Source organism: Sphingopyxis sp. Root154 (assembly GCF_001427105.1).
In the GTDB taxonomy this organism is placed as follows: Bacteria; Pseudomonadota; Alphaproteobacteria; order Sphingomonadales; family Sphingomonadaceae; genus Sphingopyxis.
The window spans coordinates 906695-928971 of the sequence record NZ_LMGI01000002.1 but is presented as its reverse complement, the minus strand read 5'-3'; the positions used below and the strand labels follow the sequence as shown (position 1 = coordinate 928971).

The window sequence follows — 22277 nt, the reverse complement described above, 5'->3', positions numbered from 1 at the left end:
GCCTGGCGGCCGGGCCACCCATCGGGGCAAAGCTGGATGCGGAATGCGAAAGGAATATCCTTTACCCCCCGTCCGCCGCGCTCGGCAGCCGCGACGGGGGATGAGGTTTGGTGTGCACAAGAGAACATTAGGAGAACAAATTATGTTCGTCAACAGGTTTCTTGCGGTTTTCCGGCAAGCATGGCCATCCGGTTGACGTGAACGTCAATCAGGGTCAATGCATAGCAAACGAAGGAAAGGGAGTATGATGGCGGAGCAACCGAAATTCGACCTCACGGGACGCGTGGCGCTGGTGACCGGGGCGTCCTCAGGTCTCGGCGCGGGCTTTGCCAAGGTGCTGGCGGCGGCGGGCGCGAAGGTCGTGCTCGCCGCGCGCCGCGCCGACAAGCTCGCCGAGCAGGTCGCCGCGATCGAGGCCGCGGGCGGGCAGGCGATTGCCGTCAGCATGGATGTCACCGACGAGGCATCGACCATCGCCGCCTATGATGCTGCCGAGGCGGCGTTCGGCACAGTCGACACGATCGTCGCCAACGCCGGCGTCGCGACCGAGAAGATGGCGATGAGCCTGTCGGTCGCCGACGTCGATTTCCTGCTCGCGGCCAATGTCCGCGGCGTCTTCCTGACCGCGAACGAGGGCGCCAAGCGGCTCGACAAGGCGGGCAGCCGCGAGAAACAGCACGGCCGCATCGTCCTGATCGGTTCGATCACCGCCGAAAAGGTTTTTCCCGCGACCTCGGTCTATGGCGCGACCAAGGCGGCGGTGCGCCACCTTGGGAAAGCGCTGGCGCGCGAATGGGCGCGGCGCGGGATCAGCGTCAATGTGATTCAGCCCGGCTATTTCGCATCCGAAATGACCGCCGAACTGTTCGAGAGCGATACTGGCGCGGCGATGGTGAAGAGCTTTCCGCGCCAGCGCATGCGCCCGCCGAGCGACCTCCACGCGCCGCTGCTGCTCCTCTGCTCCGACGCCGCGATCGGCATCACGGGCAGCGTGATCACCGTCGACGACGGACAGACATTGTGACCGAGCTGCTGGTCGAGGCGCGCGGCGCGGTCGAAATCGCGACGCTCAACCGCCCCGAACGCCTCAATGCGCTGAACGAGACGCTGGTCGACGAACTCAATGCCTATTTCGGCGGGCTCGCCGAGCGCCCCGATATCCGGGTTGTCATCCTGCGCGGCGCGGGGCGCGGTTTCTGTGCCGGGCTCGATATCCAGGAGGACCGGTCGTCGGACGAGACCCCGGTGCTCCGCACGCTGCGCACCCAGACGCGCATCGGCAATATCTATCGCAAAATGCGCGCCTGCCCGCAGCCGATCGTCGCGCTCGGCCATGGCGCCGCAGCGGGAGGCGGCCTGTCGCTATTGCTCGCATCCGACGTGCGCTATGCCGCGCCGTCGTTCCGCTGCAACGCCGCCTATATTCGCATCGGCCTCGGCGGATGCGACATGGCGTCGAGCTATTTCCTGCCGCGGCTCGTCGGCGCCAGCCTCGCGTCGGAGATGATCCTGACCGGCCGCTTCATCGACGCCGAGCGCGCGCTGCGCGCCGGCCTCGTTAGTGAGATCGTAGACGAGGAGGCATTGCTCGACCGCGGACTTGCGCTCGCCGACGAGATGCTCGCGACCTCGCCCTATGGTCTGCGCCTCTCGAAACAGGCGCTCAATCTCAACATCGACGCGCCGAGTCTCGACGCCGCGATGGCGATCGAGGACCGCCAGCAGGTGATCCTTTCGGCGACCGAAGACCACCGCGAAGCGCTCGCCGCCTTCCTCGAAAAGCGCGCTCCCGACTATCGCGAGCGATAAGGTTAAGCGGCCTTCATCACCCCCATTGACTCGCGAATATATTGACATAGTAAGTGCCATATCCCGAGGGGGTGGGAGTGATGGCAGTACGCAGGAGGACCACTAGATGCCGGGTCGCTTAGGCGGGTCCCGGCGTGCTGCCATCATCATTATCGCCGCCCTGATCGCGATAGCGCCCGCGCAGGCGCAGCGCGCCGCATCGGCGCCAAAGCATCCCAACATCGTGATCCTGCTCGCCGACGACTGGGGCTTTTCCGACGTCGGTTCCTTCGGTTCCGAAATCGCGACGCCGAACATCGATGCACTGGGAAAAGCGGGAATGCGCTTTTCGAATTTCCACGTCGCGGGGTCGTGCTCGCCGACGCGCGCGATGCTCCAGACGGGGGTGATGAACCACCGCAATGGCCTCGGCAACATGCCCGAGACGATCCCCGACCAGCATCGCGGCAAACCCGGTTACGACACGGTGATGAACCTGCGCGTCGTGACGATCGCGCAGCTTCTGAAGGCGGCGGGCTACCGCACCTATCTCACCGGAAAATGGCACCTCGGCAGCGATGCGAAGCGCCTGCCGCACGCGCGCGGCTACGACCGCGCCTACAGCCTCGCCGATGCCGGCGCCGACAATTTCGAACAGCGTCCGATCGAGGGCATGTACGATACCGCCGCCTGGACCGAGAATGGCAAGCCCGCGACCTTGCCGAAGGATTATTACAGCTCGCATTTCGTCGTGCAGCGGATGATCGACTATATCGAGGCCGACCGCAAAAGCGGCAAACCCTTCCTCGCCTCGATCAACTTCCTCGCCAACCATATCCCGGTGCAGGCGCCCGACAGCGACATCGCGCGCTATTCGGCGATGTACAGGGACGGCTGGACCGCGCTCCGCACCGCGCGGGCGAAGCGCGCGGCGGCGCTCGGCCTCGTGCCCGCGGGCGCGCCGATCGTGACGATGGCGACGACGCCCGACTGGAAAAAGCTCGACGCCGAAGAGCGCGCCGCCGCGGTCCGCGTGATGCAGGCCTATGGCGGGATGGCGACCGCGATGGACCGCGAGGTCGGCCGCCTCGTCGCGCATCTCAAAACCACGGGCGATTATGAGAACACGATCTTCGTCTTCCTCTCGGACAACGGCGCCGAGCCGACCAATCCGTTCGGCAGCCTGCGCAACCGCGTGTACCTCGATATGCAGTACGACCTCGCGACCGCGAACATCGGCCGGCGTGGCAGTTTCGCCGCGATCGGTCCGGGCTGGGCGAGCGCCGCGGCGTCGCCCTTGTCGGGGTACAAATTCAGCGCCACCGAAGGCGGGCTGCGCGTGCCGCTGATCATAACATGGCCCGGCCATGCGGAGATCCGCGCGGGCGGCATCAGCGACGGCCTCGCGCACGTCACCGACATCTTGCCGACGCTGACCGAGCTTGCCGGCGTGCCGGACCACGGTGGAAGCTGGCAGGGAAAAGCGGTCGAGCCCGTCACGGGCCGCAGCCTCGTGCCCGCGCTAAAGGGGCAGCCAGGCAGCGTCCATGGCGACGCGCCGCTCGGTTACGAATTGTCGGGCAATGCGGCGCTGTTCCGCGGCGACTACAAGCTGGTGCGCAACCTCGCGCCAACCGGCGACGGCAAATGGCGGCTCTACGATCTGAAAGCCGACCCCGGCGAAACGCGCGATCTTGCGGCGGCCGACCCCGCCCGCTTCGCCGCCATGATGGCCGACTACCGCGCCTATGCGAAGGCGAACGGCGTGCTCGACATGCCAGCGGGCTACACCGCCGACGAACAGATCAACCGCTACGCCTTCGAACAACAGGGCAAGCCGCGGCTAATCCGTCTCGGCCTGTGGGCGGGCGGGATCGCCGCTCTGCTGTCAGTTTTCGTCTGGAGCCTTCGCCGCCGGCGCCGGGCGCGCCGTGTCGATCAGGCGAAACCCGATATGGTCGGTGCCTAGGCTGCGTTCCTGAAACTGGCGCGCGGCGGGACGGTAACGCGCGCAATAATTGGCGGCACACAGGAAACTGCCGCCTTTGATCACATTGCTCTCGCCCCCCGCCTTGCTCGTCGTCCATTCCCACACATTGCCGATCAGGTCGTACACGCCATGCCGGTCGGCGGGGAAGCAGGCGACCGGCGCACGGCCGGTGAAACCGTCGGTGCCAAGGTCGCGCGCCGGAAAGGCGCCCTGATAATAATTGGCCAGCGGCTTGCCCGCCTTGTCGACCGGGACATTGCGGTCGGCGCCGCCGGTCCCCGCGGCCAGCTCCCACTGCTCCTCGCTCGGCAGCGCCTTGCCCTTCCATTTGGCATAGGCGAGCGCATCGTCATAACCGATCTGCACCACCGGGTCGCGGCCGCGTCCGTCGATATTCGTCTTCGGGCCTGCCGGATGCCGCCACGCGGCGCCAACGACCCACCGCCACCAGTTCGGATTGCCGTCGGTCGGCGCGGTGAACACCGCCGAGCCCGGGATCAGCATTTCGGGCGGTGCGCCGGGCAGCTTCGGCGGGTCCTGCTCGGCGAGCGTCTTATACCCCGTCGCCTTCACGAATTCGGCGAACTCGGCGTTGGTGACTTCGTGCGTTGACATCCAGAAGCCCGCGACGGTCGCGTCGCGCGCCGGGCCTTCCTCGGGCAGGTGCGCGTCGGCGCCCATCGCGAAGGTCGCACCCGGAATCCACACATAATCCTCTGCGGGCATCGCCGGACATTCGGGCGCCTTCGCTTCGGCCGGCGGCGCATCTTTCGCCTCGCCGCACGCCGCGAGCGCGCCGAACATTGCGAGCGACAACAGGGCCGAAGCGTCGCGCATCAATCTTCTTCGACGATCGTCGCCAGCATCGCTTCGACCATTTGCCCCATCACCGCGCCGGCCTCTTCGGCCGACAGGCTCTGGTCGTGGCGCAGCGTGCGCCACGTATGGAACGACAGCGCCGCACACAAAGCCTCGACGCCGATCCGGTCGGCGCGGACCGAAGCGGGGAGCAGGCGGACGATCAGCTCGCGCTCGAGCATCACGACGCGGCTATACTGCCCCATCAGGAAGGGTGACTGGTAACGCTTGATATTGGCGGCGAGGCGGAAGGGCAGGGTCGTCTCGAACACGCCGACGCGGCGGCGGACGAGTTCGCGGATATTGGCGCGCCACGGCTGGTCGGGATAGGGCGCCACGACGATCGGCATCACGCGTTCGGTGATCGTCCGCGTGATCTCGGCGTAAAGCGCGTCCATATCGTCGAAATGGCGGAACACGGTGCGCAGGCCGATGCCGGCCTCCTCGGCGACGCGCGCCGCGCTCGGCGACAGGTCGCCCGCGACGATCAGTTCCATCATTGCCTCGACGATGCGCTTGTAGCTCGACCGCCCGCGTTCACGGCGCCCGTCGACCCGGCCCGGCTCGATCTTTGGCGCGTCTATCTTCTTCACCCCTGTCGTCATGACCCCCCTGCTGGCCCGGCTTGGCGCCGGGGTCAAACAATCTTGCGTATCGGCCAATATAGTGACACATATAGTGTCAATAGTTTTGGAGCAAGCCGAGCGCACGGAATAGGGGCCGAAGATGAAGAAAACATGGGTTGCCCTGTGCGGTTTGGCCGCTGCCGGCGCGGGCGGATATTGGGCGTTCGAGGCGAATAAATACAAGCTTCCCGGCATCGTTCAGGACTGGCAGGACCCCGTGCAGCCGAACCGCGCGGTCATGTGGCAGCAGGGTCCGGCGAAGGCGCCTGCCACTCCGTCGGGAGACAAAAATCCCCCCAACATCATCCTGATCGTCGCCGACGATCTTGGTTATAACGACATCAGCCTGAACGGCGGCGGCGTCGCGGGCGGGATCGTCAAGACGCCGAACATCGACGCGATCGCGCGCGAAGGGATCAACTTCACTACCGCCTATGCCGCGAACGCGACCTGCTCGCCGTCGCGCGCGGCGATGATGACGGGGCGTTATCCGACGCGCTTCGGCTTCGAATATACCGCGGTGCCGGTCGCGTTCGCCGAAAGCGTTTCGCACGGCGAGGGGGTCGGGCCGCACAAGGCGATCTTCCACAAGGATCTGATCACGCCCGACATCCCCGACTATCCCGAGATGGGCGTGCCCGCCAGCGAAGTGACGATCGCCGAGGCGGTGAAGGCCGCGGGCTATCGCACGCTGCACATCGGCAAATGGCATCTGGGCGAGGCGCCGACGCTGCAGCCGCACGCGCAGGGCTTCGACGAAAGCCTTGCCGTGCTCGGCGGCGCGGCGATGTTCCTTCCCGAAGACGATCCCGACACGGTCAACGCCAAGCTGCCCTGGGATCCGATCGACCGCTTCATCTGGGCGAACCTGCGACATGCCGTCACTTTCAACGGCAGCAAGCGTTTCCATCCGAAGGGTCACATGACCGACTATTTCGCCGATGAGGCGATCACGGCGATCGAAGCGAACCGGAACCGGCCCTTCTTCCTGTATCTCGCGTTCAACGCCCCGCACACGCCGTTCCAGGCGACGAAAGCGGACTATGCAAAACTGCCGCAGATCAAGGATCACAAGACGCGCGTTTACGGCGCGATGATCGCGCAGCTCGACCGGCGCATCGGCGACGTGATGGCGAAGCTGAAAGAACTGGGCATCGACGACAATACGCTCGTCATCTTCACCAGCGACAATGGCGGCGCCTGGTACACGGGCATCGACGACCTGAACGCGCCCTATCGCGGGTGGAAGGCGACCTTCTTCGAAGGCGGCATCCGCACGCCCTTCTTCATGCGCTGGCCGGGGCATCTCGCACCGGGGTCGACGCGCGCCGACATGACCGGGCATATCGACCTGTTCTCGACGATAGCGGCCGCGGCGGGGGCGAAGGTGCCGGCCGACCGGATCGTCGACAGCGAGGACATATTGGCCGGCCCCGCAAAGCGCACGGCGCTCTACTGGCGCTCGGGCGATTATCGCGTCGTGCGCGCGGGCGACTGGAAGCTGCAGGTGACAAAACGGCCCGAAAAGGCGCGCCTCTACAATCTCGCGGTCGATCCGACCGAACGGCATGACCTCTCGGCGAGCGAGCCGCAGCGCGTCGCCGAGCTCCGCGCGATGATCGACGCGCAGAACAAGGGCATGGCCAAGCCGATCTGGCCAGGATTGGTCGAAGCGCCCGTGCGGATCGACGTGCCCCAGAATGCGCCGTGGAAAGACGGGCAGGATTATATCTACTGGACGAACTAGGTCCTGGCTCTAGAGCCCCGTGTCCTGCAGCGCCCGCTCAATCGTCTCGCGTCCGCTCGTCGCGGCGAAGGGGAAGGATCGCAGGAAAGTCGCGCGCGACACCTGCGGGTCGAGCTGCCGCGCCCGCCCGATCCACTGCGCCGCGCGCTCGTGATTGCCCGACGCCTCGGCGGCGATCGCGGCGATCACCGCGATATGCTTGTGCGCCCCGGGCGACTGCGCCGCGCGCTCGCCCCATTCGAGTGCGCTCTGATAGTCGCCGCGCATCAACGCGCTGACCGATCTTACCCCCAGCATCGCATAGCGTAGAGGATCGAGCGGGCTCAAGCGCAGCGCGAGTTTGGCATGTTCGTCGCTGTGCCCGACATCGCACTGCGTCATCTCGGCCCACGCTTTCGAATAGATCGCCTGCGCATAATTGGGGCTGAGCGCGATCGCCGTCGACAGGCGCTCCATGCTTTCGGGCACCGCGTCAGCGAACCATAAAGAGCGGCCGAGGTTGAGGTGCGCGAAGGGATCGAGCGGATCGAGCTGCACCGCGCGCTCGGCGAGCGACCGCGCCTGCTCGGCCATCGCGTCGGGGTCGTCCGAATATTGCAGGAAGCAATCCTGAAAGCGCGTGAAGGACAGGCCCGACAGCGCGCGTGAGAAATTCGGGTCGCGCGCCAGCGCCTGCGCGAACAAACCGGCCGCATGCGCATTGTCCGACCGGTTGAAGCGGAACATATGGTCGAGCCCGAGGTGATAGGACGACCAGGCGTCGAGCCCGGCCTCGGGCATGCGGCGCGCGCGCTCGACCTCGTTCTGGATGATCCGCGTTTCCAGATTGGCGATCACGGCTTCCAGCACCTCGCAGCGCAGCTCGTGCAATTCGTCGCGGCCGGTGGTGAAGCGGTCGGCCCACACCACGGCACTGTCGCTTGTTCGTGCAAGACTGACCGACAGGATGACGCGGCCGGCGGCTTCCTCGAGCGTGCCGGTCAGGCAATAACGAACGCCCAGCGCCGCGCCGACCTGTTCGCAGCTTACCTCCTGGCCGCGAAAGCGAAAGGTCGAGGTGCGCGCGATCACGAGCAGCCAGCGCAGCCGCGACAGGTCGCCGATCAGCTCGTCAGCCAGCGCATCGGCGACGACCGACAGTGGCCCGGGGCCGCCGACGAGATGGAAGGGGAGCACGGCGATCGACGGCCGCTCCTCTGTGGCAGGGGCGGGGGGCGATCGATCGGCGGCGGGCGCGGCGAACCGCCGTACGGGGCGGGGCGCCTGTTCGAACAGGACCTGCGCGCCGAACCGAAAGCCCTTGCCGTGGACGGTGCGGATGAAGCGCTGTTCCTTGCCGTCGTCGCCCAGCGCCTGCCGCGCCGCCTTGATGCGCGACGCCACCGCGGCTTCGGACACGATCCGCCCGCCCCAGATCTTCTCGATAATCTCGTCCTTGCTGACGAGGCGGTCGGCGTTGCTCGCGAGCAGGATCAGCAGCGACAGCACCTGCGGCTCCAGATGCTTCGCCTGCCCCTGCTCGCGCAGCTCGAACTTGCCGGGGTCGAGCTCGAAGCTTTCAAAGCGGTAGATCAGGGCGGCGCCGAACGACAAACCAGCATTTCTCCATATATTCTCCATGCCGTCTTCAAGCATGGGACCACGGAAAGCCTATGAACGCCTGATCGAACCGGCCCCCCGGTTCCAGTTCAAGGAGAATGTGATGACGCTCGTAACGACGAAGTCGGAGACGGCCCCCAGCGCGCCGCAGGCCGAAAGCCTATCAACCCCCGCCAACCCGAACAAGGCTCTTTGGGAGAAGGGGGATTTTACCCGTCTCGCGGCCTGCATGCGCGAAAGCGGCGATGAACTTGTCGAAAGCCTCGGCGTCCACGCCGGACTCGACGTGCTCGACCTCGGCTGCGGCGACGGCACGACCGCGCTGCCGTCGGCCGAACGCGGCGCGAAGGTGCTCGGCGTCGATATCGCATCGAACCTCGTTGCCGCCGGCAATGTCCGCGCCCGCGAAGCCGGCCTCACGAATCTGCGTTTCGAGGAGGGCGACGCCTCGCACCTGGGTGCGCTCGCCGATAACAGCTTCGACCTCGTCGTCAGCATCTTCGGTGCGATGTTCGCGCCGCGGCCGCTCGACACTGCGGCCGAGATGGTCCGCGTGACGCGCCGCGGCGGGCGCATCGTGATGGGCAACTGGATCCCCGGCGATCCGACCCTCATCGCGCATGTGCTCAAGATTTGCGCCGCCTACACCCCGCCGCCGCCCGAAGGCTTCATCAGCCCGGTGACCTGGGGACAGGAAGAGGCGGTGCGCGAACGTTTCGGTGCCGCTGGCATCGCGCAGGATCGGATCACCTGCGAACGCGCGACCTACACCTTCCGCTATGCCGGAAGCCCACGCGAATTTCTCGCGATCTTCCGCGACTATTACGGCCCGACGATGAATGCTTTCGCTGCCGCCGAGGCAAGCGGCCGGCGCGCCGAATTGCAGACCGAACTCGAACAATTGTTCGAACGCGAAAACTGCGGCGGCGCGGACCGCACCGAAATTCCGGCGACCTACCTCAAGGTCACCGTCCGCAAATAAGTCCTTGTCGATGCCGCTCCCGCATTCTCCCCCGCAGGGGCGGCATTCGCTCGCCTGTGGCCATTCGGCAATTCGAACAATGGCCTCCAAGGTAATTGGCCGGGCGCCGGCTTTGTGGCAGGTCGGGGGTATCCCACCTGTCCAGCTCCGGAGCCCTCATGCGAACCCTGCTGCTTTCGATTGCCCTTCTGGCGTCCACCGCGCCAGCTTTTGCGCAAGACGCCGTCGTCGATACCCACGTCCATCTCCACAAGGGCGAGGCGTCGCTCACCGAATATCGCGCGCAGCTGAAAGCTGCGAACCAGCCGGTTTCTTCCTTCGGCGCCATGTGGTTCGGCGGCCCCAATCAGGCACTCGCGGGCAACCCCGCCGACATCAGCAAACGCAACGATGCGCTAATCGCGCTCGCGGCAAAGAATCCCGACATGATCGCGATCGCGACCGTCCACCCGTATGACGGCGACGCCGCGCTCGCCGAGGTCGACCGCGTCGCCGCGCGCGGGATCAAGCTGCTCAAGATTCACCCGCATACCCAGAAGTTCGACGCCGCCGACGCGCGCGTACTGACGCTCGTCAAGCGCGCCGGCGACAAGGGGCTGATCGTCGTTATGGACAATGCGAACATCCTCCCCGGCGACAGCGAGAAATTGTTCAATCTCGCGCTCGCCGCACCGAAGACGAAATTCATCTTCGGCCATATGGGCGGCCTCAATTTCCGCTTCTGGAACATCCTCGCGCTTGCGCGCACTGCTGAAAATCTCTTCGCCGACAATATCTATTTCGACATTTCGGCGAGCGTCATTCTCGCCGCGGACTCGCCGATCGAGGCCGAATATGTCTGGACGATCCGCAACGTCGGCGTCGACCATGTGCTGCTCGCGTCGGACTTCCCGCAAATCTCTTTGCCCAAGACACTCGAAGCCTTCGCCAGGCTCGACCTCACCGACGAGGAGCGCGCAAAAATCCGCTCGGGTAACGCGCGAAAGCTGCTCGGGCGCTAAACGATCGCGAGCGCGAAAAGCAGCGACACGGCAAAGCTAGTCAAGGAAGCGAGCAACACCGGAACGCCCGCGCGCCAGCCCATATCGAGCAGTAGGTCCATCCGCGTGCGCATCGCGGTCGCGGTCACCGCGAGCAGCAGCAGCGTCTTCGACGCGGTCAGTGCGCCGCCGCGCAATTCGTCGGGGATCGGCGCGAGGCTGCCCAGCGTCACCATCGCAAAGAAAGCGACGATGAACCAGGGTAAGACAAGGCGCCGCCAGATGCGTTGCTCGCTCCCGTCTTCGGGCTTGAGCAGTAGCCCGACGAGCGCGACCACCGGGGCGAGCAGCGCGACGCGCGCGAGCTTGACGATCGTCGCGCTCGCCCCCGCGGCGTCGGAAAAGGCATAGCCGCCGCCGATCGCCTGCGCGACATCGTGGATCGACGCGCCGATCAGGAACCCCGCCTGCGCATCGCTCAGCCCGAAGCGCGCGGCGAGCAAAGGATAGATTGTCATCGCGAGCGCACTCGCGAGCGAAACGCCGACAAGCGTCAACGCGAACTGCGCCTGCGACAATCGCTGCCGCCCGATCACGCCATAGAGTGAGAGCGCGGCGCTCGCGCCGCAGATCGCCGTCGCGCCGCCCGTGAGCAGGCCGGCGTAAGGCGATTGCCCCGAAATCCGCGCGCCCAGAAATCCGGCGCCCATCGTCAGCGTCATGATGACGATCAGCGCGGCGAACGGCACCGGCCCGAGCACCGCGATCTGCAGGAAGGTCACCTGCAGCCCGAGCACGACGATCCCGAAGCGCAGGAAGGTGCGCGAGGCGAAGTCGAGCCCGCGGTGCGTCGCCTCGTTCGTCGAGATGAAATTGAGCGCGAGCCCGACGAGCAGGCCGAGCAGGATGATCGGAAAACCATAATGGTCGGACAGCCATGCCGCGGCCGCCGATGCGACCGCGCAGGCGGACAGACCGGGGAACAGGCTGCCCTTCGCCGCCGTCCCGGCTATCGTCTGCGAAAGATGCAATTCGCCGAACAGGTCGCCGCCGCTCGGCAGATTGTTCCAATGCGCGTGGCGCATCGAGGTCAAATCATCTCTGTCCAGCGCTGTCATAAGATCGCGCCATATCTCTAACCCGGCCGCACGCGCAAGGCTTCTCTTGCGGTGCGCGACGCGACGCGCCAATGCAGACAGCGATGGTCAACGGGCCGAACGGGAGATGCGCAGCCGTGACGAGGATTTGCCAGCCGGAGACGGAGCGAAGGCACGCATGACCCGGGCGACGATCAAGGACGTCTCGCGCGTCGCCGGCGTGTCGATCAAGACGGTATCGCGCGTGCTCAACAAGGAACGCTATGTCAGCGACGACATGCGGCAAAAGGTCGAGGAGGCGGTCGCGCGCCTCAACTATCACCCGAGCCAGGCGGCGCGAACCCTCGCGGGGCGCCGTTCGTTCCAGATCGGGCTGATTCACGACAACCCCAGCCCCTATTATATCTTCAACATGCAGGCGGGGGTCGGGCAGCGCTGCCGCGAGGCGGACTTTCGCATGATCGTCCAGCCGTGCGACATCAACTCGCCGGGCCTCGTTGACGACATCGGCGCGCTGATCGATCAGGCGCAGCTCGACGGCTTCATCATGACCCCGCCGGTGACCGACGTCGGCACCGCGCTCGCCGAATTGTTCCGCCGTAAGATCCCCGTCGTCCGCGTTCAGCCGGGCACCGATCTGACCGCGACATCAGCGGTTTACATCGACAATGTGCAGGCGGCCGACGATATGACCGCCTATCTGATTTCGCTCGGGCATCGGCGTATCGGCTTCGTCACCGGGCACGGCAATTATTTCGCGAGCGGCCAGCGGCTGACCGGCTATCGGCAGGCGCTCCAGCGCGCGGGCATCGGCTTTGATGCGGCGCTGGTCTTTCCGGGCCAGTTCGATTTCCAGTCGGGGACCGCCGCTGCCGAAGCGCTGCTGACGCTCGACCAACCGCCGACCGCGATCTTCGCGAGCAGCGACGATATGGCCGCGGGCGTGCTCGCGGCGGCGCACCGGCTGGGCGTCGCGGTGCCCGACCAGCTGTCGGTCGCGGGCTTCGACGACACCGACCTCGCGCAAGTCGTCTGGCCTTCGCTGACCACAATCCACCAGCCGATCCGCGACCTCGGCTACGCCGCCGCCGACCTGCTGCTCGAATTCGGCGAGACGATTGAGCGACGCCAGCTTCCGCACAAGCTGGTCGTGCGCGGCTCGACGGCGCCACCGCGCACTTAACGTCATTGCTTCGCTCGCAATGCCGAAGAAACTCCTTGTCCTCGCGTATGACAACGTTATCTTATCGTTAGGCAGATAGATTCGGAGAGACGACAGTGGCGCAAATCGCCGACAGACGCCGCTGGCTCGTGGTGGGGCTCGTCTTCATCGCGATCGTCCTCAACTATGTCGACCGCCAGATCCTCGCGCTGCTCAAGCCGACGCTCCAGCTCGAGTTCGACTGGACCGACCGCGATTACAGCCACATGGCTTCGGCCTTCCAGTTCGCCGCCGCGCTCGCCTTCCTCGGCACCGGCTGGTTTATCGACAAGGTTGGCCTCCGCTGGGGCTTTGCGATCGGCGTCGGGGTGTGGAGCCTTGCGGGCATGGCGCATGCCTTCGCCTCGACCGTATCGGGTTTTATCGCGTCGCGCGCGGTGCTCGGCGCGGCCGAATCGATCGGCACCCCCGCCGCGGTCAAGACCGCTGCGACTTACTTCAACGCCAAGGAGCGAAGTTTCGTCCTCGGCCTTGGCGGTATCGCGCCGAATGTCGGCGCGATCCTGACGCCTTTGCTCATCCCCTTGATGGCGCTGATGTGGGGGTGGCAGGCGACCTTCCTGATCGCCGGCGGGCTCGGGCTCGTCTGGGTCGTCGTCTGGCTTGCCGTCCGCATTCCGGAACAGCCGAACGCCGCACGCGACGCCGCGGCGCCGAAGATCGCGTGGAGCAGCCTGCTTCGCGACCGCCGCCAATGGGCGGTGATCCTGGGGAAAGCGCTCACCGACCAGGTCTGGTGGTTCCTGCTTTTCTTCATGCCTGATCTGTTCCACCGCGTCTTCGGACTGACGCAGGGCACGCTCGGGCTTCCCGTCGCCTTCGTCTATTTCATGGCCGCGCTTGGCGGTATCACGGGCGGCTATCTGCCTTCCTACCTGATGGGTCGTCGCGGCTGGACCGTCAACGCGGCGCGCAAGACGACGATGCTCATCTACGCGCTGCTCATCCTGCCCGTGCCCTTGCTCGTCGGCGTCGACAGCGCATGGACCGCCGCGATGATTCTCGGCCTCGCGCTCTTCGCGCACCAGGGCTTCTCGACCAACCTCTTCGGCCTTACCACCGACGTCTTCCCCGCGCGCATCGTCGGCTCGGCGATCGGGATCGGCGCCTTTGCCGGCAACCTCTCGGGCATGGCGATGATCGAGTTCGCGGGCTGGTCGCTCGACACGGGCAGGGGCTATCTCCCGATGTTCCTCGTCTGCGCCGTCACCTATCTCCTCGCGCTCGCCGCAATCCACCTCATCCTGCCGCGCATCGTCGCGGTCGACGAGGAGGAGGATGGCGAGGCCGCTCCGGTGCTCGCGCACTGAATAGCCAGTCACAACGAAGCCGCTTTCCACCCGACCGATTATGGAGTATATGACAGCGATGTCAGATTTTCTTCCCGCTCCCGCCAATGTGACCCTCGCCGGTCATGAAGTTTCTCCCGTCGCCTGGGGCATGTGGCGCTTCGCCGGTGTCGACGTTGCGACCGCGCGCGCGCGCATCGATGCGGCGTTCGAGGCCGGCGTCACGCTGTTCGACACCGCCGACATCTACGGCTGCGATACGCCGGGCGGCTTCGGCTCGGCTGAGGCGCTGCTCGGCGACGTCTTTGCCGAAGCCCCCGCCTTGCGCGACAGGATGGTGCTCGCGACCAAGGGCGGCATCATTCTCGGCGTGCCCTATGACAGCAGCGCGGCCTATCTCACCTCGGCGATCGACATTTCGCTGAAACGCCTGCGCACCGACCATGTCGAACTGTGGCAGATCCACCGCCCCGACCTGCTCACCCACCCGCAGGAAATCGCACGGACGCTCGAGGACGCGCACCGTGCGGGCAAGATCGGCGCGATCGGCGTGTCGAACTTCACGCCCGCCCAGACCGCTGCGCTCGCCAAATTCCTCGCCGTTCCGGTGGTCAGCCATCAGAGCGAATTTTCGCCGCTCCACCTCGCTCCGCTGTTCGACGGCATCTTCGACCAGTCGATGGCGGAGGGCATGCGCTTCCTCGCCTGGTCACCGCTCGGTGGCGGCCGGCTCGGCGATCCGGCCGACGAGCGCAGCCAAGCAGTCGCCGGACTGCTCGACGCCAAGGCCGCCGAATATGGCGTCTCGCGCGCCGCTGCGACCTGCAGCTGGGTGATGGCGCATCCGGCGCGCCCGATCCCGATCGTCGGCACGCAGAACGTCGATCGCATCAAGGAAATTCCGCAGGCCTTCGTCCCGCGCTGGACGCGCGCCGAATGGTATGCGGTGCTGCAGGTATCGATGGGGGAGAATCTGCCATGACCGACCCGTCGTGCGAAGTCAGCTGGTTTTCGGCGCTCTGCGACGACGACTATGAATTTCTCGGTGTTCCCGACCCGATGCTCGAATCGAGCTGGGAGCATTGCCGCGATATCGTGGTGCAGGCGGACACCCTCGGCTTCGACAATATCCTGCTCCCCTCGGGCTATGCGCTCGGCATCGACACCACCGCTTTCGCCGCGGCGATCGCGACGATGGTGAAGAATATCCGCCTCCTGATGGCGGTGCGGATCGGCGAAAGCTGGCCGCCGCAGCTCGCGCGCCAGATCGCGACGATCGACCAGATTCTCGGCGGCCGCCTGACGGTCAACATCATCTCCTCCGACATGCCCGGCGAGACGATGGACTCCGAACCGCGCTATCGCCGCACGGTCGAGGCGATGCATATTTTGAAGACGCTGCTCAATGGCGAGGCGCTCGACCATGACGGCGAGTTCTGGAAGCTGCAGGTCGCCCCCGCACGCGTCGGCACGGTCTCGGGCAAGGCGCCGCCGCTCTATTTCGGCGGGCTGTCTCCGGCCGCGCGCGACGCCGCCGCCAAGGGCTGCGACGTCTTCCTGATGTGGCCCGACCGCGAGGAGGTGGTGAAAGAGATCATCGCCGACATGACCAAGCGCGCCGCCGCTTACGGTCGCACCCTCAAATTCGGCTACCGCGCGCACATGATCGTCCGCGATACCGAAAGCGAAGCGCGCACCGCCGCCGACCGCCTGCTCTCGAAACTCGACGCCGCGAAAGGCGCCGAGATCAAGGCCAAGTCGCTCGACTCGCAGTCGTTCGGCGTGAACGCACAGGTCGCCTTGCGCGAAGCCGCCTCCGACGACGGCTATGTCGAGGACAATCTCTGGACCGGCGTCGGCCGCGCCCGCTCGGGCTGCGGCGCCGCGATCGTCGGCGACCCCGACCAGGTACTCGCGAAGTTGAACCGCTATCAGGACATGGGCATCGAAGCCTTCATCCTCTCGGGCTATCCGCACGCCGCCGAGGCCGACCTCTTCGCGCGCCATGTGCTGCCGAAGATGAAGCACGGGGCGCTCGAACTCTAAATATTCGTCACCCCGGACTTGATCCGGGTCCACGAAGGCAAGCGCCACCCTCGAAGTCATGGATCCCGGGTCAAGTCCGGGATGACGATGGCGGGGAGGATACCCCGCCCCCACGTTTGAGACGTAGGAGAGAAGGGGACGGGGCGAGCGCGCTTAAGCAGGACGCAGCTTACCTGTCGATGAACAAAAGATTTTATCCCGCCCAAACCTGCGCATAGAGCATCGCCATCTCCTCGGCATCGGGCACCCGCGGATTATTCGCGGGCGACCCCGACGCCTCCGCCTGCGCGCACATCGTCGGCACCAGCGCGTCCCAGCGCGCCGCATCAATCCCCCACGCCGCCGGCCCAGGCACTTCCAGTTCCCGGTTGAGCGCCGCCAGTTCGTCCAGCAACCGCGCTACCGCCGACTGGTCGCCCTCGCGGTCGTCCGCCACCCCCATCGCGCGCGCGCAATCACCATAGCGGTGCAGCGCCGCGGGCGCCGACCATGCCGTCACCGCGGGCAGCAGCATCGCGTTCGACAGCCCGTGCGGCACATGGAAATGGGCGCCGATCGGCCGGCTCATCCCGTGTACCAGCGCGACCGAGCTGTTCGAAAAGGCGATCCCCGCCTGCGTTGCGCCCAGCATCATCGCCTCGCGCGCCGCGGCGTCCATCGGGTCGCTGCACACCCGCCGCAAATTGGGTGCGATCGCGCGCATCGCGAGCAAGGCCATGCCGTCGCTGAACGGGTTCGCCCGCTTCGACACATAGGCCTCGATCGCGTGCGTGAGCGAATCGATCCCCGTATCGGCGGTCAGCCGCACCGGCTTGGTAAAGGTCAGCGCATAATCGACCAGCGCCGCGATCGGCAGATAGGCGAGCCCCGGGCATAGCATCTTCTCGTCGGTCGCCTCGTCGGTGATGATCGTAAAGCGCGTCGCGTCCGACCCCGTGCCCGCGGTCGTCGGGATCGCGATCACCGGCAGCCCCGGCGCGTCCTGCACATGCGGCGCCTTGTAATCGGCCATCGCCCCGCCGAACTTGCCGAGCAGCGCAATCGCCTTCGCGCTATCGAGCGGACTGCCACCGCCGAAGCCGACGACGCAGTCGTGATCGCCCTTCAGCAGATACGAAACCCCCGCATCGACCGATGCGACCGTCGGGTCGGGCACCGTATCGGGGAACACGCGCGCCGCGATCCCCGCCGCCGCCAGCCCTTCGGTCAATTCGGCCACGCGTCCGCTGCTTACCAGATAGGTATCGGTGACGATCAATGGCCGCGCCAAGCCCAGCGCGGCCAGCACCTCGGGCAGTTCTTTCGACGCGCCGCCACCTATGCGGAAGATGCGGGGCAGGGCAATGGTGGCGATACTCAACGGGCGATCTCCTCGCCCTGTTCCTAGGTGGGGTTTCAGGCCGCGACAATCCCGTCGAACAGCGCCGCGTCGGCCGATCCCGCGCGGTAAAACACCGGCGGTTCGCCGAACGGCGCCGCGATCGTCACATCGCTGCCGCCTGCGTAGGTCTGCTCCGACCACACATGCACCCACCCGGCCCCCGCGGGCAGGTACGTCGTCCACTCGCTCTTACCCGCCGCAATCACCGGCGCCACCAGCAAATCCGGCCCGAGCAGATAGCTCGTCTGGATCGCATAGGTTTCCGGGTCGTCCTCGAAATGCAGGAACAACGGCCGCTGCACCGGCAGCCCCGTCTCCGATGCCTCCCTCGACAGCCGCCGGATATACGGCGCGAGATGCGCATAAATCCGCGTCATCTTCGCAAAATGCGCGAGCAGTTCCGGATCGTCGTCATATTGCACATTCTGCCGCGGCCGATTGCCCTCATGCGTGCGCATCATCGACGTGAACGCCGACATCTCGGCCCAGCGCATCGCGAGTTCGGTGTCGCGCGTGGTGTCGAACAGGCTCGTGTAACCGCCGCAGTCGCTGTGATGATGCGCGTTGCCGAGCATCCCCGCCGACAGCGCGGCGCAGATCACTGTGCCGATACCGTCGTGGCGGCTGAAATCGACCGCCTGGTCGCCCGCCCACAGCATCGGTGAGTGCCCCTGCACCCCGGTCGCGCCCGAGCGCATGAACACCATCGTCTCGCCCGTCCGGCCGCGCCCCGCGATGCCCTTTGCGTTCACTTCGCCCCATAAGGCTGGCCAGCGATTGTGCGCGGTCATCCCGCTTTCGCCATTCGCCAGCCGCACATTGACGGGCAGATATTCGCCGAAGTCGGCCATCCAGCCCGACAGCCCGAAATCGATCATCTTCTCGCCGATGATCGTATCGGCGAACCATCCGGCGGCGTCGGGATTGGTGAAGTCGACATGCCCGCAATCGAACTCGCCAAAGTCGATGATATAGGGTTCGTCCTTGTCAGGGTGCATCACCATGAAACCCTCTGCCGCAGCCTCGGCATAGAGCGGCCCGTCGACCGCCAGATAAGGATTCACATAGCCGAGGAAGCGAATGCCGCGTTCGCGAAGTTCGGCGATCCGCGCCGGCAGCTCTGGATAACGCTCCGCATTCCACTGCCAGTCCCAGAACAGCCGGTTGCCGAAACTGGTGATGCGCAGCCCGACCCAATCCTCGCACCACAACCCCGACACCGCGACCCCGGCATCCTCGTACGTCTTCAATCGCGCAAAGCTCTTGTCGCCATCCTTCAGCCCGATCACCGCGCCCCTGAGCAGCCATTCGGGCAGCGACGGCTGGCGCCCGAAGCGGTCCGACAGTGCCGATACCAGGCCGGTGAAATGCGGCCGCGCCCACAGCTCGATCTTTGCCGGGATTTCCCAGACCTCGACCTCGTGGAAATCTTCATTGCGGAAATCGAACGCCGCATAGGCGAAGCTGTCGACATGCAGCGCATAGCGCCGCGAGCTGACGAAGGTCGGCTGCGGATAGTTGGTGTGCGCATAGCTGCCACCGCCGCCCTTGCGGTGCGCCTCGACCTGCTGGAACAAGGGCGATGCCGGATCGCGACCGACGCCGGGCTCGCTCGACCACAAAGGAAAATGCCGCCCGCGGAGGTCGAAATAAGAGAATTGCTCGCCGCCGCCCCACACATGCTCGCCCGAGTGAGCGGGAACGCGCAGCCACAGCCGGTTGAGCGACGGGTCGCGCGCCCTCAGCTCGATCACCGCATCGTCGCCATCGCCCGAAACCGTCGCCTCAAGCAGCCACGCTGCCCCCGGCGCCGCGGCAAAACGCACGACGTCGCCCGCGAGCTCGACATGCCCCAGCCCGATCCGCTCGATCACCTCCTGCGATACGTCGAAATGGCCGAGCTTCGAATGCACATGCGGCACGCCGCGCCCGACAAAGAAACAGGGCGCGCCCGCGCTATGCGTCAGGATCGTCTGCCCGCCGAGGCGGAGTGCAAAGCCGGTGTCGAGCGCGTCGAGCGCCATGGGAGAGGATCCTTTCGCACTAGTCATACAATCCTCCCCACCGCTTCGTGGCAGGGAGGATTTTACCGTCAGAAATTCATCCGCGCCGTCACCCCGAAATAACGCTCGGCATCGCGCGGCGTGATCTGGCGCATGAACGACGTTCCGTTCGGGATACGCTGGATCACGAACTGCTTGTCGGTCAGGTTCTTGACGATGAACGACAGGCTGTATTTGTCGTCGTCGGTGCTCACCTTGATCCCCGCATCCCAGATTGCATAGGCGTTTTGGAACGCGTTGGGGTTCTGGTTGATGTCGAACTGGGTGCGGCTCTGATAGACAAGCGAGCTGTTCAGATCGACGTTGAACCCGTCAATATTCAGCGGCAGGCGCCAGTCCATCGTCACCGTGCCCTTATACTTCGGCGCAAAGGGCAAGGGCTTGCCGTTGATCGCATCGGCGCAGGTCACCGCCGCGCCCGACGGGCAGATGAACTCGTTGATATGCGCGTCGGTGTAGTTGAAGCCGCCCGACAACGAGAAATCGTCGGTGATCGCCGCGTTGAAATCGAGTTCGATCCCGCGCGTCGACACCGTGCCCGCATTGGTCAGGCGCGTGACGACCTGCCCCGCGACGAGGTCGAGGAAGTTCGCCTGATAATTGTCGTACTTGGCGTAAAAGCCCGCAAGGTTCAGCGTCAGGCGGCGATCGAACAGCCGGGTCTTGAGGCCGACTTCATAGGCGTCCGACTTTTCGGGATCGATACGGCCGGTATCGCGCGCCAGCATGTTGAAAAACACGTTGAGCGCCGGGCCCTTATAACCGCGCGTATAGGTCGCGTAGGCGACCACATCGTCGGTCAGGTCGTACTGCAGGCCGGCATTGCCCGACCAGCCATTGTCCTTGATCGACCCCGCCGAAGCGAACGCCGGGTTCACGCCGGAAAAGGCCGCGAGCGAGGTCGAGCGGCGTGCAAAGTCATAGCTGACCTTGTCCTCGGTATAGCGCAGGCCAAGGATGCCGCGGAACGCGTCGGTGAAATTGAGCGTGCCCTGACCGAACGCCGAATAGCTCGTCAGCTTGGTCGTGAAATCGGCATTGCCTTCATTGGTCGTATAGGTCGACGATCCGGTTGCGCACGGGGTCAGTCCGCCGACGGTCGGCAGCGTCGACGCGGTGCAGGCGGTGACGGTGCGGTTGAAGAAATCGACTTCCTTCGTGTGATAATAATAGAGGCCCGCAACATATTCGAAGAATTGCGGATTCGCCGACGCGATGCGCAGCTCCTGCGTGAACTGGTCGAACTTCAGGTCGCCGCGATCGTGCGAACGCACATCGCCCGCCGCGGTACCGGTGTTGACATATTTCGGCGCATCCGACCGGAAATCGCCGTCGCGCTGCTGGAAATTATACCAATGGCGGTACGCGGTGATCGACGTCAGCGTAACCCCGCCGAGGTCGAGGTCGATCTGCCCCGACACTCCGCTGTTCTTGTCCCTGGTGTACGGATCAAGGTCGTTGTCGATGTCCTTGTTCTTGCCATCGAGCGTTAGCGGCGCGAGGCTCGGGATGAACACCGCATTGTTGAACGCCGACGGGAAGACGGTGCCGATGCTGTCGGCAAAACCATTGTCGCTGTTCTTTGAATAATCGGCGATCAGCGTGATCTTGAGGTTGTCGGTCGGCTCGGCGATCACTTTGCCGCGCACGCCCCAATGCTCGTATCCATTGACCTTGTGGTTGTTGAACACGTTGCGGGCGTTGCCGTCATATTGCGACCAGAAGCCGGCGAGCGAGGCGCGGATGCCGTCGCCGAGCGGGCCGCCGATGCTGCCGCGGATGCGATATTCATTGCCCTCATACCAGGCGGCATCGACATAACCGCCCAGTTCGTTGCCGGGTTCGCGCGACACGATGTTGATCACGCCGGCGCTGGCATTCTTGCCGAACAGGCTGCCCTGCGGGCCGCGCAGCACTTCGATGCGCTCGACGTCGAGGAAGTCCGACGTCTGCTGGCCGGTGCGCGCATAGACGACGCCGTCGATCACCGTCGACACCGACGGCTCGACGCCCGACGAGAAGCTGATCGTGCCGACACCGCGGATCGAGAGCGCGGAGTCCTTGTTGGTGTTGCCCTTGCGGAAGGTCAGCGTGGGTACGCGCTGGAACAATTGTTCGGCGGAATTGACGTTCGAGCGTTCGAGCTGGTCGCCCGACACGACCGAGATCGCGACCGGCACGTCCTGCAGATTCTGTTCGCGCTTCTGCGCGGTGACGATGATGTCGGTCGATGCGAACGGCGCGTCGGCTTCGGCCGGGGCCTGCGCTGCGGCGCCTTGGGCTGCGGCGGGCGTGGCGATCAGCGCCATTCCCAATGCCGTCGTGATTGTCAGATAGGCTTTGGCTTTCGACGAAAGCATATTCAGCTCCTCCCATGATGCGCTGCTGTCCAGTATGTCAATCAATTAAATTGACAATTTCAGGCCGACCCATGCGCGCAATTATTTTTGTGGTCCAATAGAGAAATGTCGCGATGCCATGTTCGAATGCTATGGCTTGCAGGACAGCGCGAGGAGCAGGCTGAGCGCTCTGTTTGCGTGTCGGCCCTGTTATCGGCAACATCATCGGCAGCCCTTCCCTCGTCATCGCGGATCGTGCGTCCGCTTCGA

Annotated in this window: 17 protein-coding genes; 10 read left to right on the top strand and 7 right to left on the bottom strand. The window is 65.3% G+C overall.

All coding sequences use genetic code 11. The annotated features are described in order from the left end of the window. The first annotated feature begins 247 nt into the window (after positions 1–247). From ASD73_RS10145 to ASD73_RS10135, 3 genes are all read left to right on the top strand, one after another. Positions 248–1024 (top strand): SDR family NAD(P)-dependent oxidoreductase, encoded by a 777-nt coding sequence (locus tag ASD73_RS10145; RefSeq protein ID WP_056373468.1) that lies wholly within the window; start codon positions 248–250, stop codon positions 1022–1024. After that, positions 1018–1809 carry an enoyl-CoA hydratase/isomerase family protein gene (locus tag ASD73_RS10140; RefSeq protein WP_156377413.1) on the top strand — a complete coding sequence of 264 codons (792 nt, stop codon included), beginning with the start codon at positions 1018–1020 and terminating at the stop codon, positions 1807–1809. Before ASD73_RS10145 ends, ASD73_RS10140 begins: the two co-directional genes overlap by 7 nt. Positions 1810–1915: 106 nt before the next feature. Beyond that, positions 1916–3757: an arylsulfatase gene (locus ASD73_RS10135; RefSeq protein WP_056371980.1), complete on the top strand. Its 1842-nt coding sequence runs from the start codon at positions 1916–1918 to the stop codon at positions 3755–3757. On the opposite strand, the gene ASD73_RS10130 is transcribed toward ASD73_RS10135, so the two are convergent. After that, a complete protein-coding gene (locus ASD73_RS10130) occupies positions 3677–4615 on the bottom strand; it encodes a formylglycine-generating enzyme family protein (protein WP_056371978.1) in 939 nt (312 codons plus the stop codon). The genes ASD73_RS10135 and ASD73_RS10130 overlap by 81 nt on opposite strands. After that, positions 4615–5241 carry a TetR/AcrR family transcriptional regulator gene (locus tag ASD73_RS10125; RefSeq protein ID WP_056371976.1) on the bottom strand — a complete coding sequence of 209 codons (627 nt, stop codon included), beginning with the start codon at positions 5239–5241 and terminating at the stop codon, positions 4615–4617. The genes ASD73_RS10130 and ASD73_RS10125 overlap by 1 nt, the downstream gene beginning before the upstream one ends. Before the next feature lie 121 nt (positions 5242–5362). Between ASD73_RS10125 and ASD73_RS10120 the strand changes: the two genes are divergently transcribed. Next, on the top strand, positions 5363–7009 hold the full coding sequence (locus ASD73_RS10120; protein ID WP_056371973.1) for a sulfatase-like hydrolase/transferase: 1647 nt from the start codon (positions 5363–5365) through the stop codon (positions 7007–7009). A 9-nt stretch (positions 7010–7018) separates the two neighbouring features. Here ASD73_RS10120 and ASD73_RS10115 read toward each other — a convergent pair whose 3' ends face one another. Beyond that, on the bottom strand, positions 7019–8644 hold the full coding sequence (locus ASD73_RS10115; protein ID WP_082521470.1) for a winged helix-turn-helix domain-containing tetratricopeptide repeat protein: 1626 nt from the start codon (positions 8642–8644) through the stop codon (positions 7019–7021). Here ASD73_RS10115 and ASD73_RS10110 point away from each other — a divergent pair. Together ASD73_RS10110 and ASD73_RS10105 are read left to right on the top strand one after the other, a co-directional pair. Next, positions 8643–9590 carry a class I SAM-dependent methyltransferase gene (locus tag ASD73_RS10110; protein ID WP_235534299.1) on the top strand — a complete coding sequence of 316 codons (948 nt, stop codon included), beginning with the start codon at positions 8643–8645 and terminating at the stop codon, positions 9588–9590. The two genes, ASD73_RS10115 and ASD73_RS10110, sit on opposite strands and share 2 nt — an antisense overlap. A gap of 158 nt (positions 9591–9748) precedes the next feature. Further along, on the top strand, positions 9749–10591 hold the full coding sequence (locus ASD73_RS10105) for an amidohydrolase family protein (protein WP_056371970.1): 843 nt from the start codon (positions 9749–9751) through the stop codon (positions 10589–10591). Here the strand turns inward: ASD73_RS10105 and ASD73_RS10100 are convergent. Next, positions 10588–11688, bottom strand: coding sequence for a YeiH family protein (locus ASD73_RS10100; RefSeq protein WP_235534294.1), 1101 nt, complete (start codon positions 11686–11688; stop codon positions 10588–10590). The genes ASD73_RS10105 and ASD73_RS10100 overlap by 4 nt on opposite strands. A gap of 157 nt (positions 11689–11845) precedes the next feature. Between ASD73_RS10100 and ASD73_RS10095 the strand changes: the two genes are divergently transcribed. The 4 genes from ASD73_RS10095 (at position 11846) to ASD73_RS10080 (ending at position 16224) form a co-directional block, all read left to right on the top strand. After that, a complete protein-coding gene (locus tag ASD73_RS10095) occupies positions 11846–12850 on the top strand; it encodes a LacI family DNA-binding transcriptional regulator (RefSeq protein WP_056371968.1) in 1005 nt (334 codons plus the stop codon). 95 nt (positions 12851–12945) lie between these two features. After that, complete coding sequence (locus ASD73_RS10090; protein ID WP_056371966.1) at positions 12946–14199, top strand: MFS transporter; 1254 nt, start codon at positions 12946–12948, stop codon at positions 14197–14199. Between the two features lie 58 nt (positions 14200–14257). Then, positions 14258–15160, top strand: coding sequence for an aldo/keto reductase (locus ASD73_RS10085; RefSeq protein WP_156377412.1), 903 nt, complete (start codon positions 14258–14260; stop codon positions 15158–15160). Next, the gene (locus ASD73_RS10080; protein WP_056371964.1) at positions 15157–16224 is read left to right on the top strand and encodes an LLM class flavin-dependent oxidoreductase; all 1068 of its coding nucleotides are present in this window, start codon (positions 15157–15159) and stop codon (positions 16222–16224) included. The genes ASD73_RS10085 and ASD73_RS10080 overlap by 4 nt, the downstream gene beginning before the upstream one ends. 193 nt (positions 16225–16417) lie before the next feature. Here the strand turns inward: ASD73_RS10080 and ASD73_RS10075 are convergent, their stop codons facing one another. The 3 genes from ASD73_RS10075 to ASD73_RS10065 all read right to left on the bottom strand — a co-directional run bounded on the left by ASD73_RS10075 (position 16418) and on the right by ASD73_RS10065 (position 22028). Then, positions 16418–17584 (bottom strand): iron-containing alcohol dehydrogenase, encoded by a 1167-nt coding sequence (locus tag ASD73_RS10075; protein ID WP_082521469.1) that lies wholly within the window; start codon positions 17582–17584, stop codon positions 16418–16420. A 35-nt stretch (positions 17585–17619) separates the two neighbouring features. Continuing rightward, positions 17620–19629 (bottom strand): alpha-glucosidase, encoded by a 2010-nt coding sequence (locus tag ASD73_RS10070; protein WP_056371962.1) that lies wholly within the window; start codon positions 19627–19629, stop codon positions 17620–17622. Between the two features lie 68 nt (positions 19630–19697). Beyond that, entirely contained in the window at positions 19698–22028 is a 2331-nt protein-coding gene (locus ASD73_RS10065) for a TonB-dependent receptor (RefSeq protein WP_156377350.1), read from the bottom strand. Between the last annotated feature and the right edge of the window lie 249 nt (positions 22029–22277).

Bases quoted from the DNA above. Each gene is read 5' to 3' on its own strand.
- ASD73_RS10085 (WP_156377412.1), top strand. From the start codon at position 14,258: ATGTCAGATTTTCTTCCCGCTCCCGCCAATGTGACCCTCGCCGGTCAT.
- ASD73_RS10115 (WP_082521470.1), bottom strand. From the start codon at position 8,644: ATGCTTGAAGACGGCATGGAGAATATATGGAGAAATGCTGGTTTGTCG.
- ASD73_RS10110 (WP_235534299.1), top strand. From the start codon at position 8,643: ATGGGACCACGGAAAGCCTATGAACGCCTGATCGAACCGGCCCCCCGG.
- ASD73_RS10130 (WP_056371978.1), bottom strand. From the start codon at position 4,615: ATGCGCGACGCTTCGGCCCTGTTGTCGCTCGCAATGTTCGGCGCGCTC.
- ASD73_RS10145 (WP_056373468.1), top strand. From the start codon at position 248: ATGGCGGAGCAACCGAAATTCGACCTCACGGGACGCGTGGCGCTGGTG.
- ASD73_RS10080 (WP_056371964.1), top strand. From the start codon at position 15,157: ATGACCGACCCGTCGTGCGAAGTCAGCTGGTTTTCGGCGCTCTGCGAC.
- ASD73_RS10095 (WP_056371968.1), top strand. From the start codon at position 11,846: ATGACCCGGGCGACGATCAAGGACGTCTCGCGCGTCGCCGGCGTGTCG.
- ASD73_RS10125 (WP_056371976.1), bottom strand. From the start codon at position 5,241: ATGACGACAGGGGTGAAGAAGATAGACGCGCCAAAGATCGAGCCGGGC.
- ASD73_RS10070 (WP_056371962.1), bottom strand. From the start codon at position 19,629: ATGGCGCTCGACGCGCTCGACACCGGCTTTGCACTCCGCCTCGGCGGG.
- ASD73_RS10065 (WP_156377350.1), bottom strand. From the start codon at position 22,028: ATGCTTTCGTCGAAAGCCAAAGCCTATCTGACAATCACGACGGCATTG.
- ASD73_RS10100 (WP_235534294.1), bottom strand. From the start codon at position 11,688: ATGACAGCGCTGGACAGAGATGATTTGACCTCGATGCGCCACGCGCAT.
- ASD73_RS10105 (WP_056371970.1), top strand. From the start codon at position 9,749: ATGCGAACCCTGCTGCTTTCGATTGCCCTTCTGGCGTCCACCGCGCCA.
- ASD73_RS10120 (WP_056371973.1), top strand. From the start codon at position 5,363: ATGAAGAAAACATGGGTTGCCCTGTGCGGTTTGGCCGCTGCCGGCGCG.
- ASD73_RS10135 (WP_056371980.1), top strand. From the start codon at position 1,916: ATGCCGGGTCGCTTAGGCGGGTCCCGGCGTGCTGCCATCATCATTATC.